This window comes from Pseudomonas tolaasii NCPPB 2192 (assembly GCF_002813445.1).
GTDB classification, from domain to species: domain Bacteria; phylum Pseudomonadota; class Gammaproteobacteria; order Pseudomonadales; family Pseudomonadaceae; genus Aquipseudomonas; species Aquipseudomonas tolaasii.
This window is the reverse complement of the sequence record NZ_PHHD01000001.1, coordinates 3,608,114-3,621,789: the sequence shown is the minus strand read 5'-3', so window position 1 is coordinate 3,621,789 and position 13,676 is coordinate 3,608,114. Positions and strand designations below refer to the sequence as shown.

The following is a 13,676-nucleotide window of genomic DNA, read 5'->3' as shown; positions in this document are numbered from 1 at the left end:
AGCCAGCTCCCACAGTGGTTTTGTGTTGTCCACAAGCAGGCAGCTTCACTTCAAATGTGGAGCCAATACGGTAAACTCCGCGCACTGCTGTCTGGAGCTATTTATGCGCGAAGCGTTGAATCAAGGCCTGATCGACTTCCTCAAGGCCTCCCCTACTCCTTTTCATGCCACTGCTGCCCTGGCCCAGCGCCTGGAAGCGGCCGGTTACCAGCGCCTCGACGAGCGCGAAACCTGGGCCACCGAGGCCAACGGGCGCTATTACGTGACCCGCAACGATTCTTCGATCATCGCCTTCAAGCTCGGCCGCCATTCGCCGCTGCTGGGCGGGATTCGCCTGGTCGGCGCCCACACCGACAGCCCGTGCCTGCGGGTCAAGCCGCAGCCGGAACTGCAGCGCCAGGGCTTCTGGCAGTTGGGCGTGGAAGTCTACGGCGGCGCGCTGCTGGCCCCGTGGTTTGACCGCGACCTGTCCCTCGCCGGCCGCGTAACCTTCCGCCGCGACGGCAAGGTTGAAAGCCAGCTGATCGACTTCAAGCTGCCGATTGCCATCATCCCCAACCTGGCCATTCACCTGAACCGTGAAGCCAACCAGGGCTGGGCGATCAATGCCCAGACCGAGCTGCCACCGATCCTCGCGCAATTTGCAGGTGACGAGCGCGTCGACTTCCGCGCCGTGCTCACCGAGCAGTTGGCCCGGGAACACGGCCTGAACGCCGACGTGGTGCTCGACTACGAGTTGAGCTTCTACGACACCCAAAGCGCTGCGGTGATCGGCCTCAACGGCGACTTCATCGCCGGCGCGCGCCTCGACAACCTGCTGTCGTGCTACGCCGGCCTGCAAGCCTTGCTGACCAGCGAAACCGACGAAACCTGCGTGCTGGTGTGCAACGACCACGAAGAAGTCGGCTCCTGCTCGGCCTGCGGTGCAGACGGCCCGATGCTGGAGCAGACCCTGCGCCGCCTGTTGCCCGAAGGTGATGAATTCGTACGCACCATTCAGAAATCCCTGCTGGTCTCGGCGGACAACGCCCACGGTGTGCACCCCAACTACGCGGAGAAGCACGACGCCAACCACGGCCCGAAACTCAACGCCGGCCCGGTGATCAAGGTCAACAGCAACCAGCGTTATGCCACCAACAGCGAAACCGCCGGGTTCTTCCGCCACCTGTGCATGGCCCAGGAAGTGCCGGTACAAAGCTTCGTGGTGCGCAGCGACATGGGCTGCGGTTCCACCATCGGCCCGATCACTGCCAGCCACCTGGGCGTGCGCACCGTGGACATCGGCCTGCCGACGTTTGCCATGCACTCCATCCGTGAACTGTGCGGCAGCCATGACCTGGCGCATCTGGTGAAGGTGCTGGGCGCGTTTTACGCCAGTCGCGATCTGCCCTGAGACCGAGGCGCGACCATCGCGGGCAAGCCCGCTCCCACAGGGAAATGCATTCCAAACTGTGGGAGTGGGCTTGCCCGCGATGGCCATTCCAAACACACCCAACTCCATCTGACACACATCAACACCACTTCCTGTAATCCGACCTAAACTTGTCAGTATTCCCACTCCGACAAGGCCGTCGCCCCATGATTTCCATGTCCTCGTTCCACGCCATGCTCATCCCCATTCTGATCGGCATGATCATGCTCGCCGTAGGCTTCAACTTTCGCGACAAGCCCTTGGGCGTATTTGGCATGTGGGTCGGCATGCTGTTGATCCTGGGCACGGTGGTTTACAAGATCCTCGCCAAACTGGCGGAATGACAAATGCACTCGCATCTGGCATAGCGGCCTCGTACACTCGGTCAATTCGTCGTTTTCAAGGTTGACCGCCTCGTGCTCTCCCGTCTGTTTGCCCTGCCCTGCTGTTTTCTGATTGCCCTGCTCACGTTGCTGCCGCTTGCGCCTGCCCAGGCCGTGAGCCTGCCCGGCTTGCTGGGCAACGCCACCAAGACCCAACCCCAGGCCGACGTGCCGCTGGGCCAGTCGCTGGACGAGGTGATCAAGACCCTGGAGAACGACCAGCAACGCACCCAGTTGCTCGCCGACCTGAAAAAATTGCGCGAGGCCACGCAAAAAGCCCAGCCGGCCACCGAACAAGGCGTACTCGGCCTCATCGGCGGCACCCTGTCCAGTCTGGAAGCCCAGTTTTCCGGAGCCGACAGCCCGCTGCAGCGCTGGTCCAACGAAGTCGACCAGGCCAGGGATGAACTTGGCGCGCTGATGCTGCCGGCCAACGAATGGCTGCCGATCATTTTCGGTTTTGCGGTGATCCTCGCCGTGTGGAGCCTGCTCGCCGCCGCGCTGATCTGGCTCAGCCACCGCGTACGCGAGCGCTTCGGCCTGCCCGAAGAACTGCCGCAACACCCGCGCACCTGGGACATGGTGCGCTTCGCCCTGCGCAAACTCGGGCCGTGGATGATCGCCCTGATCATCACGGTTTACCTGAGCTACGCCCTGCCCTCGTCCCTGGGCAAATCCCTGGCGATGGTGCTGGCCTATGCGCTGGTGGTCGGCACCTGTTTCTCGGCCATTTGCGTAATCGCCTTCTCGGTGCTCGACGGCCCGCACCGTCATCGCGCGCTGTATATCCTGCGGCACCAGGCCTTCCGGCCGCTGTGGTGGATCGGCAGTTTCGCCGCGTTCGGCGAGGCCCTGAGTGACCCGCGACTGGTGCAAGCCCTCGGCCAGCACCTGGCGCACACCGCCGCGACCGTCGCCAATGTGATGGCCGCGCTGTCGACCGGCGTGTTTATCCTGCGCTTTCGCCGACCCATCGCCCACCTGATCCGCAACCAGCCGCTGTCGCGCCGCCTCACACGCCGGGCGCTCACCGACACCCTCTCGATCATCGGCAGCTTCTGGTACTTGCCGGCGCTGTTGCTGGTGGGGATTTCGCTGTTTGCCACCTTCCTGTCCGCCGGCGACACCAGCACCGCCTTGCGCCAGTCGCTGCTGTGCACGGTGTTGCTGGTGTTGTGCATGGTGATCAACGGCCTGGTGCGCCGTCATGCGCTCAAGCCGCAACGCGGGCACAAACGCCATGCGCTGTACTCCGAACGCCTGAAAAGCTTCCTCTACACCCTGGCCCACCTGGTGGTCTGGCTGGTGTTTATCGAGCTGGGGCTGCGCGTATGGGGCCTGTCGCTGATTCGCTTTACCGAAGGCGACGGCCATGAAATCAGCGTCAAACTGTTCGGCCTCGGCGGCACGCTGCTGTTTGCCTGGCTGATCTGGATCCTCAGCGACACGGCGATCCACCACGCCCTGACGCGCTCGCGCAAAGGCCTGGCCAACGCGCGCGCGCAGACCATGATGCCGCTGATCCGCAACGTGCTGTTCGTGACCATTTTCATCATCGCCGCCATCGTCGCCCTGGCGAACATGGGCATGAACGTCACGCCGCTGCTGGCCGGTGCCGGTGTGATCGGTCTGGCCATTGGTTTTGGTGCGCAGTCGCTGGTGGCGGATTTGATCACCGGCCTGTTCATCATCATCGAAGACTCCCTGGCCATCGACGACTACGTGGATGTCGGCGGCCACCTCGGCACCGTCGAGGGCCTGACGATTCGCACCGTGCGCCTGCGCGACATCGACGGCATCGTGCACACCATCCCGTTCAGCGAGATCAAGAGCATCAAGAACTACTCGCGGGAGTTCGGCTACGCGATCTTCCGGGTGGCGATCCCCTACAACATGGAAATCGACGACGCGATCAAGCTGATGCGCGACGTCGGCCAGAAAATGCGCAACGACCCGCTGCAGCGCCGCAACATCTGGTCGCCGCTGGAGATTCAGGGCGTGGAGAGCTTTGAATCCGGCAGCGCCATCCTGCGCGCACGCTTCAAAACGGCGCCGATCAAGCAGTGGGAAGTGTCGCGGGCATTCAACCTGTCGCTCAAGCGCCATCTGGACGAGGCCGGGCTGGACCTGGCCACGCCGCGCCTGAGTGTGCAAGTGGTCACCGCCGGCACGGTGCAGGAGAAAGATCAACAACAATAAACATGGAGAGGTTTTTATGCGTTTGAACGGTCTGACACACCCATGGGTGCTCGGCGCCCTGTGCGGGTTGGCCAGTAGTGCGGTCATTGCCGCCGGCGGCGGCCAGGACAGTGCCCGGGAGGAAATCGCCGCCCAGGCAAAAATCCTTGAACCGGTGCTGCTGGAAACCCGCCGCGACATTCATGCCCACCCTGAACTGGGCAACACCGAAACCCGCACGGCGGAGCTGGTCGCCAGGCAACTGCGCGACCTGGGGCTGGAGGTCAAAACCGGCGTGGCCCGCACCGGCGTGGTGGCCGTGTTGAAAGGCGCCCTGCCCGGCCCGACCGTGGCCTTGCGGGCCGACATGGACGCGCTGCCGGTCAAGGAAGTCGCCGACCTGCCGTTTGCGTCCAAAGCCAAGGGCACCTACCTCGGTAAGGAAGTCGACGTGATGCACGCCTGCGGCCACGACGCTCACACCGCCATCCTGCTCAGCACCGCGAAAATCCTGACCGGCATGCGCGACCGCCTGCCCGGCACCGTGGTGTTTTATTTCCAGCCGGCCGAGGAAGGCCCGAGCGACTTTATCCCCGACGGCAAAAACACCTGGGGCGCGAAAATGATGGTGCAGGAAGGTGTGATGAAGGCGCCCAAACCAGACGCGGTGTTCGGCCTGCACGTGTGGGCCGGTGTGCCCGCCGGGCAAATCGCCTATCGTCCGGGGCCGACCCTCGCCAGCTCCGACGACCTGCGCATCAAGATCCTCGGCAAACAGACCCATGCCGGGCGTCCGTGGGACGGCATCGACCCGATCACCGTCGGGGCGCAGACCATTGTCGGCCTGCAAACCGTGGTGAGCCGCCGTACGGATATCTCCTCATTTCCGTCCGTGGTGAGCATCGGCACCATCAACGGCGGCACGCGCTACAACATCATTCCCGAGTCGGTGGACATGAGCGGCACGATTCGCTCCTACGACTACGGCATCCGGCAGAAACTGCACAGTGATGTACGCCAGACCGTGGAGAAAATCGCCGAAAGTGGCGGGGCCAAGGCCGAAGTCACGATCATCGAAAAATACGACCCGACCATCAACAACCCGGCGCTGACCGAGAAAATGCTGCCGAGCCTGCGCTGGGCGGCCAAGGATGATGTGGTGCAAGGGCCATTGGTGGGCGGTGCCGAGGACTTCTCCTTTTATGCCAAGGAGGCGCCGGGGCTGTTTGTGTTCCTGGGGGTAACCCCGCGGGATCAGGACATGAGCAAAGCCGCACCGAACCATAATCCGGGCTTCTTTGTGGATGAGTCGGCGCTGGTGGTAGGGGTGCGGACGCTGGCGTCGTTGGCGACGGATTACCTTTACACCAATACACCGTAGGCGTGCTTTTCTGTGGGAGCGGGCTTCCGTGGCGAGGGAGCAAGCTCACTCGCCACAAAAAAGCCGCGGTGTGTCAGTTGGTCAATGCCACGCTGTCCATCTTCTGGCGCAAGCTCAGCGGGCGCATATCGGTCCAGACTTCTTCGATGTAGGCCAGGCACTCCTTCTTCATGCCGCTTTTGCCCACGGTGCGCCAGCCCTCAGGCACCACCTTGTAGTCGGGCCAGATGGAATACTGTTCTTCGTGGTTGACCACTACCTGAAACAGGATGTCGTCGCGGTCAAATACTGAGGTCATTGCTGTTCTCCATCGTTTATAGGCTGGCTGCGCGACACGCGCAGCGCTGATATCTGTAAAAACGTTTAACGCTCGCCAAAAATTAGAGGCTGGCGACCGCCGCCGCCAATGCGCGACCAAAAATGTCGGCCACTTCATCCACTTCAGCCGCCGTGATCACCAATGGCGGCAGGAAACGCACCACCGCGCCATGCCGGCCGCCCAGTTCCAGAATCAGGCCACGCTTGAGGCATTCGCGCTGCACCCGCGGTGCCAGTTGGCGGTGAACCGGTGGATGGCCCTGGCTGTCCGGCGTGTCAGACGGGTCGACCAACTCGACACCGAGCATCAGCCCACGGCCACGAATGTCGCCCAGTTGCGGGAAGTCGCGTTGCAGGATGCGCAAATGTTCGCTCAGCCGTTCACCCATGGCCGCGGCATGGCCCGCCAGGTCGTGCTCCTTGAGATAACGCATCACCGCCGAACCCGCCGCCATGGCCATCTGATTGCCGCGGAAAGTCCCGGCATGGGCGCCCGGCAGCCAGGTGTCGAGCCAGTCGCGGTACACCACCACCGCCAGCGGCAGGCTGCCGCCGATGGCCTTGGACAGCACCACCACGTCCGGAACGATGCCCGCGTGTTCAAACGCGAACATCTTGCCGGTGCGCCCGAAACCGCTCTGGATTTCATCGACGATCAGCGCCACACCGGCCTGTTCGGTGATGCGTCGCAGGCCGCGCAGCCAGTCAAGATCCGCCGGAATCACGCCGCCCTCGCCCTGCACCACTTCCACGATCACCGCCGCCGGCAGCAACACTCCGGCTTCCGGGTCGTTGAGCAGGTTTTCCAGGTAATGCAGGTTGACCCGTACGCCTTCTGCGCCGCCCAGCCCGAACGGGCAGCGGTAATCATAAGGAAAGGGCAGGAACTGCACCCCGTTGCCCAGCAACGCGCCCAGCGGTTTTTTCGGCCCCAGGCTGCCCATCAGGCTCAACGCGCCCTGGCTCATGCCGTGGTAACCGCCCTGGAACGAGAGCACGGTGCTACGACCAGTGGCGGTGCGCACCAGCTTCAATGCGGCTTCCACGGCATCCGTGCCGGTGGGGCCGCAGAACTGGATTTTCGCTTCTTTAGCCAGCGCTTGCGGCAACAGGCCAAACAGGTCCTGCACAAATTGGTCCTTGACCGGCGTGGTCAGGTCGAGGGTGTGCAGCGGCAACTCGTCGCTCAGCACCTGGCGGATCGCTTCGATCACCACCGGGTGGTTGTGCCCCAACGCCAGCGTGCCGGCGCCGGCCAGGCAGTCGATGAAGCGGCGGCCTTCCACGTCTTCCACATGAATGCCCTTGGCACGCTTGAGCGCCAGGGGAATGCGCCGCGGGTAGCTGCGCGCGTTGGACTCCTGTTGGCGTTGGCGGGCGAGCAACGGCGTTTCTTCGAACTGGTAGAGCGTTTCCACAGGTTCGGGGTTGACCTGGTGGGCTTCGATACGGCTGGTAGCGACTGACATCTCTCGATCCCTCAATACGCTGGTGGGGGTGACCAAACTGCCGATCCGCTGGCGTCTGGCCCAAGGGCATGCGCACGGATTTACTGTTCTGGAAACGCACCAGCGCCGGGCGGATTTACTCCTCTGGTCGCGAAAAGGCCTCAGCCACACAAGCCCAGGTACTTTTCATTCAGGGCATACAGAATGGCGCAGGTCTCGGCGTCCAGAAATCCGCAGTAATCGCGGCTGCGAAAGTGCATCTGAAACGCCCGGGTACGCTGCTCAAACGCCCGGCGGTTTTGCGCAGCCTTGTACCCGTAGCGCTGGAAAGCCCGCTCCACCTCCACCTCCACCTCCGATGGCAAGCCCATGCAAAACCGTCGCTGATACATCGCCCGCGTGGCCTCATCAAACCAGGCGCCAATACCCGCCTCATGTAAACACTGCCATGGCAGCCGGGGCCCCGGATCGCTCTTGCGCCAGTACGCCACGTCCGAATGCCCGAGGATGTCCGTCGGCCCTATGTGCGGATACCGCTCGAGCACGTCACGAAGCAAGGCAACCAATACCTCGATCTGAGCCTCGGGGTAGGCGGGAAACGTAAACACCCCGCCGTCATCCCGCGCCAGGTTGACGATTTCGACGCCAATCGCGCGGCTGTTGAGGTTATCCCGCCCGCCCCAGTGGCTGACGCCGGCATGCCAGGCGCGCTTGTCCTCTTCGACCAGGCGGAACACTCGCAATTCGTCGTAGCCACGAACACGGTAGCCGGGCTCCAGCGGGTCAGGCAGCAAATAATGGGCGCTGACGCCATTGTGGGTCAGTGTGTGCAGGGACGACGCGAAAGGCGCGGCGGTGTAATGCAGGATTACCTGACGCACGGGCTCACCGTTGCGTTCATCAAAGTCCCGGGAGGGGAAACTGGTATCGATCACCAACATAGAAGTTGTCCTTTTCCATCCAGGCCAAGTCATTCGGCCGGTTCAAGCGCAAAAAAATTACCGCCATCCTGAGGTGTTCATTCTCGAGAAGGCGGTAATTATTTAGGGCTGGAGGAAAAGGAATCAGCGACGCAGTGGCATGCCCAGATCAACCCGCAGGCCGTCCGGCTGGCTGTCGAACTTCAACGAACAGGAACAGCGCTGCACGATGGCCTGAACGATCGCCAGCCCCAGACCGCAGCCTTCGCTGCTGCCATTGCGCCAGAAACGTTGGGTCAGGTGTTGCAGGTCCTCACTGGAGATCTGCTTGCCGTGGTCGCGCACGCGAAACACCACGTTGTCGGTACCGGTGAACACGCTCAATTCTACGCGGGTATCCGCTGGAGTATGGCGCAAGGCGTTATCCAGCAGGTTGCGCAGGGCCGCGACGGCCAGGCCCACCGGCATTTCCACCGGCGTGTCGGACAGGTTGGCGGGCAGAATCAGGTCGATGCGCGAATTGTCGCCGGCATTGGCATCCTGAATGGCCAGCCGCGCGACCTGTTCGGCGCTGGAGTGCATGCCGTCATCAAATGACAGGTTGCCCTCTACCCGCGCCAGCAAGAGCAACTGTTCCAGCGTGCGGTGCAAACGGTCGGCGCCTTCCTCGGCGTGAGCCAGAGACTGGTCGCGCGCTGCGCCATCGGTCATGCGTGCCACTTGCAGGTGGGTCTTGATCGCCGTTAGCGGGCTGCGCAGTTCATGGGCCGCATCACCGGTCAGGCGGCGCTCACGTTCGATGGTCTTGGCGATGCGCTGCAACAGCTGGTTCTGGGTGTCGAGCAGCGGTTTCAGCTCGCTGGGCAGCGGGTGAATCTGCAGCGGTTCGAGGGAGTCGGCGCTGCGGCGCATCAAGGCATCGCGCATGCGGTTGAGCGGCACCAGGCTCTGGCCGATGCCCAGCCATAACAGGCACAGGCAGCCGAGCAACGCCACGGCCACCGGCACCGAGGCGGCCAGCAAAATCGACAGGTTCAAGGCCTCGCGCTCCACCTGGCGGTCGGCGGTGGTAATCAGCAAATCGCCACGGGACAGAGTAAAACTGCGCCAGCCCACACCGTCGATCACCTGATCGCGAAAGCCGCTTTTGCGCGACTCCAGGCCTTCATCGGGCGTGGTGTGGCTGCGCGCGAGGATTTCCCCGCGCAAGGAGCTGACCTGACAGGCCATGCCCCCCGGCACATTCAGTTGTTCGGTGCGCAAGTGCGTGGTGCTGCCCACGCTCGCAAGCCCCGGCATCTGCTCGGTCAACCCCGCCACCATGCGCGCTGACGCCACCAGGCGCTGGTCGAGGGAAAACATCATCTGATTGCGCAGATCGTTCAGCATCCAGGCTGCCGCCAGGGCCCAGATCAGCACAAAAGCGGCGCCCAGCTTGAACGTCAGGCGCAGGCGCAAACTCATCACGAAACGGTTTCCCCCTCTTCCACCGCGCCACCGTCGGCAGTGCCCAGGCGGTAGCCCAGGCCGCGCACGGTCTCGACAATGCCGTTGCCCAATTTGCGTCGCAGGTGGTGGATGTGCACGTTCAGGGCATTGCTTTCCAGCTCGTCGTTGAAGCCGTAGACGCTGTCTTTGAGTTGTTCGCTGGACAACACGTTGTGCAGCAGGGCTTGCAGCAGCGCCTGCTCGCGGCGGGACAGATCAACCGGCTGGCCACCGAGGAAGGTCTCGCGGCTGCTCGGGTCGTAGGCCAGGCGGCCGTGTTCGATCAGGTTGACGCTGCGCCCGGCCACGCGTCGCAGCAGGGTTTGCAGGCGGGCGGCGAGTTCGCGCAGGTCGAAGGGCTTGAGCAGGTAGTCGTCGGCACCGGCCTGCAGGCCGTCGACGCGGTTGGTCACCGAGTCGCGCGCGGTGAGAATCAGCACCGGAATTTCCAGGCCCTGGCTGCGCTGTTGCTGCAACAGCTTGAGGCCATCTTCGTCGGGCAGGCCGAGGTCGAGCACAATGATGTCGAACGTGGCGGCCTTGAGCATCGCGCGCGCAGCGCCGGCGCTGGCCACGCGCTCGACGGTAAAGCCCTGGGCGCTGAGGCCGGCCACAATGCCGCTGGCGATCAGTTCGTCGTCTTCACAGACCAGTACGTGCATGGTGAACCCTTCATGAAAGATGGGGGGAATTAAAAGTGCCACGGATTAAGCGCAGATTATGCCGCTAAAACCGGCCCGCACCCTCTAGAATAGCCGCGGTTAATCATCGGTTAATCAACGCCACACATTGTGTGCCTCACTTGCATCGAACTAAGGCTTGACCATGCGGCATCTGTTTACCTTTTTGCTGGTGTTGTTCGCAGGGTTTGCCCAGGCTGCGCCGGGTAACCCCTTTGAGACCAAACCCGACTTCCTCCCGGTGGGCAAAGCCTTCACGTTTACCTCCGAGCGTCTTGAAAGCGGTGAAACCCAGCTGTATTGGCAGATTGCCGACGGATATTACCTGTATCAGCAGCGCCTGAAGTTCGACGGCCTCGCCGAAAAACCGGTATTGCCGCAAGGCGAGGCCCATAGCGATGAATTCTTCGGCGAACAGCAAGTGTACCGCCAGGGCCTGGAAGTGAAGATTCCGGCGGGCGCCACCGGCCAGGTCAAGCTGGGCTGGCAAGGCTGCGCCGATGCGGGCCTGTGCTACCCGCCGCAATCGATCACCGTGGACCTGGGCGGCAATCCCGCCGTGGCTGCCACCGCACAGGCCCAGGATCAAAGCCTGGCCAGCGGCCTGCAACAACGCAGCCTGGGCTGGAGCCTGCTGGTGTTCTTCGGCTTGGGCCTGCTGCTGGCGTTTGCGCCGTGTTCATTGCCGATGCTGCCGATACTGGCCGGTTTGGTGGTCGGCAGCGGCGCCAGCCCGCGTCGCGGCTTTGCCCTGGCCAGCAGCTACGTGGTGTGCATGGCGCTGGTGTATGCGGCGCTCGGCGTATTGGCCGCGCTGGCGGGCGGCAACCTCGCCGCGCTGCTGCAAACTCCCTGGATCCTCGGCAGTTTTGCGGCGCTCTTTGTGATCCTCGCCCTGCCGATGTTCGGCTTCTTTGAACTGCAACTGCCCGCCTTCCTGCGTGACCGCCTCGACAACGTGAGCCGTCAGCACAGCGGCGGCAGCCTGGTAGGTGCCGGAGTGCTCGGCGCCTTGTCCGGTTTGCTGGTCGGCCCGTGCATGACCGCGCCACTGGCCGGCGCCTTGCTCTATATCGCCCAGAGCGGCAATGCACTGCACGGTGGGTTGATCCTGTTCGCCATGGGCATCGGCATCGGGGTTCCACTGCTGTTGCTGGTGACCGTGGGCAACCGCTTCCTGCCTAAACCCGGCACCTGGATGAATGTGCTCAAGGGCGTCTTCGGTTTCCTGTTCCTCGGCACCGCCGTGCTGATGATTCGCCCGGTCGTGGATGCAAGCCTGTGGATCGGACTGTGGGGCGCCCTCGCCCTGGTTATGGCTTACTGCGGCTGGACGCTGGCCCGCGAATACGGCCTGGCCGCCAGGGTGTTCGGCGCCGGTTCACTGGTACTCGGCCTGTGGGGCGCGGTGCTGGTGGTGGGTGCGGCCGGTGGCAGCGACGACCTGTGGCAACCGTTGAAGGTCTATGGTGGCTCGAACACCGCCGCCGCCCCGAACGCCCACGACGCCTTCATGACCATCAACGACCCGGCCGTGCTGCAAAGCCAGCTCGACAGCGCCAAGGCCCAGGGCCAATGGGTGCTGGTGGACTACTACGCCGACTGGTGCGTGTCGTGCAAAATCATGGAAAAACAGGTGTTCGGCCAACCCGCAGTGATGGATGCCCTCAAGGACGTGCGCCTGTTGCGTCTGGATGTGACCGCCGACAACGCCGCCAGCCGCGAACTGCTCGGCCGCTATAAAGTGCCGGGGCCACCCAGCTTTGTGTGGATCGGCCCGGACGGTGAAGAGCGCCGAGCCCAACGCATCACCGGCGAAGTGGATGCCGCTGCCTTCCTGCAACGCTGGACGCAAACCCTGGACGCGCGCTAATGCTGACCCTGACCATCGGCACCTTTGCCATCGCCCTGAACCACATCCTGCTGATCGGCGCGCTGGTGCTCGCCACCCTGGTGGGCTGGCGCGTGGCCAAGCGCGGTGGTGAAAACCCGGAATCGGTGCTGTTCAGCCTGTTCCTGCTGGGCATGCTGGTGGCGCGCATCAGTTTTGTATTGATGTACTGGAGCGACTACCGCCACGACCCGCTGCAAATGGTCGACCTGCGTGACGGTGGCTTCCTCGCCTGGCCGGGCGTAATCGCCCTGATACTCGGCGCCCTCTTGTACGGTTGGCGCCGCCCCGCCCTGCGCACGCCACTGGGCGCCGGCGTGGTCACCGGGCTGGTGTTCTGGGGGCTGGCCAGCTTGTCGCTGAGCCTTTACGACAAGGGCGCGCAATTGCCGCAGATCACCTTGCGCAACGCCAATGGCGACGAGGTGCAACTGGCCGACTACAAAGGCGGCCCGCTGGTGATCAACCTCTGGGCCACCTGGTGCCCGCCGTGCCGCCGTGAAATGCCGGTGCTGGAGCGCGCGCAACACCAACTGCCGGACGTGACCTTCCTGTTCGTCAACCAGGCCGAAAGCATGCAAAGCGTCAGCACCTTTCTCGCAACCCAGGGCCTGACCCTCGACAACGTACTGTTCGACGCCAGCGGCCGCCTCGGCCAGGCCGTGGGCTCCATGGCGCTGCCCACCACCTTGTTCTACCGGGCCGACGGGCGCCTGATCAACAGTCACCTGGGCGAACTCTCCCAGGCCAGCCTGGCCCGCGCCATGGAACCCTTCGACACCGCCCCTGCAAGGAAACCGACATGCCAAGACTCCGCCACCTGCTGACCCTGCTGCCACTGACGCTGGCGGCTGCCCTGGCCCAGGCCGAAGACTGGCCCGCGCCGATCAAACAGATCGAGGCCAAAGGCGCCAAAATCCTCGGCAAATTCGACGCGCCCAGCGGCCTCACCGGTTACGCCGCGCAGTACCAGAACCGTGGCATGGCGCTGTACCTGACCGCCGACGGCAAAAGCGTGATCGCCGGCAACCTGTACGACGCCCAGGGCAATGACCTGAGCAGCGCGCCGCTGGAAAAACTGGTGTACGCGCCGATGGCCAAGCAAGTCTGGGCCAAGATGGAACACAGCAACTGGATTCAGGACGGCGATAAAAACGCACCGCGCATTGTCTACCTGTTCAGCGATCCCAACTGCCCGTACTGCAACATGTTCTGGGAACAGGCACGGCCGTGGGTCAAGGCCGGCAAGGTGCAGTTGCGCCACATCATGGTCGGTATCATCCGCGAGGACAGCCCGGGCAAATCCGCCGCCCTGTTCGCCGCCAAAGACCCGCAGAAAGCCCTGGAAGAACACGAAGCCGCCGGCAAGGGCAGCAAATTGCAGGCACTGGACAAGATTCCGGCGGATATCGAAGCCAAGCTCGATGCCAACATGAAGTTGATGGATGAGCTGGAGTTGTCGGCGACCCCGGCAATTTTCTATCTGGATGACAAGGGCGGCCTGCAGCAACAGCAAGGGGCGCCTTCGCCGGAGAAATTGGTCAAGATACTCGGACCGAAATAGGCGGCGCCTGGGCT

Annotated in this window: 12 protein-coding genes; 7 read left to right on the top strand and 5 right to left on the bottom strand. The window is 63.4% G+C overall.

Features of this window, described 5'->3' with window-relative positions:
* Positions 1–103: 103 nt before the first annotated feature.
* The 4 genes from ATI14_RS16800 to ATI14_RS16790 all read left to right on the top strand — a co-directional run bounded on the left by ATI14_RS16800 (position 104) and on the right by ATI14_RS16790 (position 5,353).
* Complete coding sequence (locus ATI14_RS16800) at positions 104–1,393, top strand: M18 family aminopeptidase (RefSeq protein ID WP_016970147.1); 1,290 nt, start codon at positions 104–106, stop codon at positions 1,391–1,393.
* A gap of 185 nt (positions 1,394–1,578) precedes the next feature.
* Positions 1,579–1,755 (top strand): hypothetical protein, encoded by a 177-nt coding sequence (locus ATI14_RS31420; RefSeq protein ID WP_016970148.1) that lies wholly within the window; start codon positions 1,579–1,581, stop codon positions 1,753–1,755.
* A 72-nt stretch (positions 1,756–1,827) separates the two neighbouring features.
* On the top strand, positions 1,828–3,993 hold the full coding sequence (locus ATI14_RS16795; RefSeq protein ID WP_016970149.1) for a mechanosensitive ion channel family protein: 2,166 nt from the start codon (positions 1,828–1,830) through the stop codon (positions 3,991–3,993).
* A gap of 16 nt (positions 3,994–4,009) precedes the next feature.
* Positions 4,010–5,353, top strand: coding sequence for an amidohydrolase (locus ATI14_RS16790; protein WP_016970150.1), 1,344 nt, complete (start codon positions 4,010–4,012; stop codon positions 5,351–5,353).
* A gap of 73 nt (positions 5,354–5,426) precedes the next feature.
* Here the strand turns inward: ATI14_RS16790 and ATI14_RS16785 are convergent, their stop codons facing one another.
* The 5 genes from ATI14_RS16785 to ATI14_RS16765 all read right to left on the bottom strand — a co-directional run bounded on the left by ATI14_RS16785 (position 5,427) and on the right by ATI14_RS16765 (position 10,189).
* Positions 5,427–5,651: an MbtH family protein gene (locus ATI14_RS16785; RefSeq protein ID WP_016970151.1), complete on the bottom strand. Its 225-nt coding sequence runs from the start codon at positions 5,649–5,651 to the stop codon at positions 5,427–5,429.
* 82 nt (positions 5,652–5,733) lie between these two features.
* Entirely contained in the window at positions 5,734–7,140 is a 1,407-nt protein-coding gene (locus tag ATI14_RS16780; protein WP_016970152.1) for an aspartate aminotransferase family protein, read from the bottom strand.
* 140 nt (positions 7,141–7,280) lie between these two features.
* Positions 7,281–8,060, bottom strand: coding sequence for an N-acetylmuramoyl-L-alanine amidase (locus ATI14_RS16775; protein WP_080520591.1), 780 nt, complete (start codon positions 8,058–8,060; stop codon positions 7,281–7,283).
* 123 nt (positions 8,061–8,183) lie between these two features.
* Positions 8,184–9,503 carry an ATP-binding protein gene (locus ATI14_RS16770; RefSeq protein ID WP_016970154.1) on the bottom strand — a complete coding sequence of 440 codons (1,320 nt, stop codon included), beginning with the start codon at positions 9,501–9,503 and terminating at the stop codon, positions 8,184–8,186.
* The gene (locus ATI14_RS16765; RefSeq protein WP_080520590.1) at positions 9,503–10,189 is read right to left on the bottom strand and encodes a response regulator; all 687 of its coding nucleotides are present in this window, start codon (positions 10,187–10,189) and stop codon (positions 9,503–9,505) included. The genes ATI14_RS16770 and ATI14_RS16765 overlap by 1 nt, the downstream gene beginning before the upstream one ends.
* 163 nt (positions 10,190–10,352) lie before the next feature.
* Here ATI14_RS16765 and dsbD point away from each other — a divergent pair, with 163 nt between their 5' ends.
* The 3 genes from dsbD to dsbG are packed head-to-tail and all read left to right on the top strand — an operon-like array spanning position 10,353 to position 13,662.
* Positions 10,353–12,080 carry a protein-disulfide reductase DsbD gene (gene dsbD / locus ATI14_RS16760; protein ID WP_016970156.1) on the top strand — a complete coding sequence of 576 codons (1,728 nt, stop codon included), beginning with the start codon at positions 10,353–10,355 and terminating at the stop codon, positions 12,078–12,080.
* Positions 12,080–12,925, top strand: a complete 846-nt coding sequence (locus tag ATI14_RS16755; protein ID WP_080520589.1) for a TlpA disulfide reductase family protein — start codon at positions 12,080–12,082, stop codon at positions 12,923–12,925. The genes dsbD and ATI14_RS16755 overlap by 1 nt, the downstream gene beginning before the upstream one ends.
* On the top strand, positions 12,901–13,662 hold the full coding sequence (gene dsbG / locus ATI14_RS16750; RefSeq protein ID WP_016970158.1) for a thiol:disulfide interchange protein DsbG: 762 nt from the start codon (positions 12,901–12,903) through the stop codon (positions 13,660–13,662). The genes ATI14_RS16755 and dsbG overlap by 25 nt, the downstream gene beginning before the upstream one ends.
* The last annotated feature ends 14 nt before the right edge of the window (positions 13,663–13,676 follow it).

Bases quoted from the DNA above. Each gene is read 5' to 3' on its own strand.
- ATI14_RS16800 (WP_016970147.1), top strand. From the start codon at position 104: ATGCGCGAAGCGTTGAATCAAGGCCTGATCGACTTCCTCAAGGCCTCC.
- ATI14_RS31420 (WP_016970148.1), top strand. From the start codon at position 1,579: ATGATTTCCATGTCCTCGTTCCACGCCATGCTCATCCCCATTCTGATC.
- ATI14_RS16790 (WP_016970150.1), top strand. From the start codon at position 4,010: ATGCGTTTGAACGGTCTGACACACCCATGGGTGCTCGGCGCCCTGTGC.
- ATI14_RS16785 (WP_016970151.1), bottom strand. From the start codon at position 5,651: ATGACCTCAGTATTTGACCGCGACGACATCCTGTTTCAGGTAGTGGTC.
- ATI14_RS16780 (WP_016970152.1), bottom strand. From the start codon at position 7,140: ATGTCAGTCGCTACCAGCCGTATCGAAGCCCACCAGGTCAACCCCGAA.
- ATI14_RS16775 (WP_080520591.1), bottom strand. From the start codon at position 8,060: ATGTTGGTGATCGATACCAGTTTCCCCTCCCGGGACTTTGATGAACGC.
- ATI14_RS16770 (WP_016970154.1), bottom strand. From the start codon at position 9,503: ATGAGTTTGCGCCTGCGCCTGACGTTCAAGCTGGGCGCCGCTTTTGTG.
- ATI14_RS16765 (WP_080520590.1), bottom strand. From the start codon at position 10,189: ATGCACGTACTGGTCTGTGAAGACGACGAACTGATCGCCAGCGGCATT.
- dsbD (WP_016970156.1), top strand. From the start codon at position 10,353: ATGCGGCATCTGTTTACCTTTTTGCTGGTGTTGTTCGCAGGGTTTGCC.
- ATI14_RS16755 (WP_080520589.1), top strand. From the start codon at position 12,080: ATGCTGACCCTGACCATCGGCACCTTTGCCATCGCCCTGAACCACATC.
- dsbG (WP_016970158.1), top strand. From the start codon at position 12,901: ATGCCAAGACTCCGCCACCTGCTGACCCTGCTGCCACTGACGCTGGCG.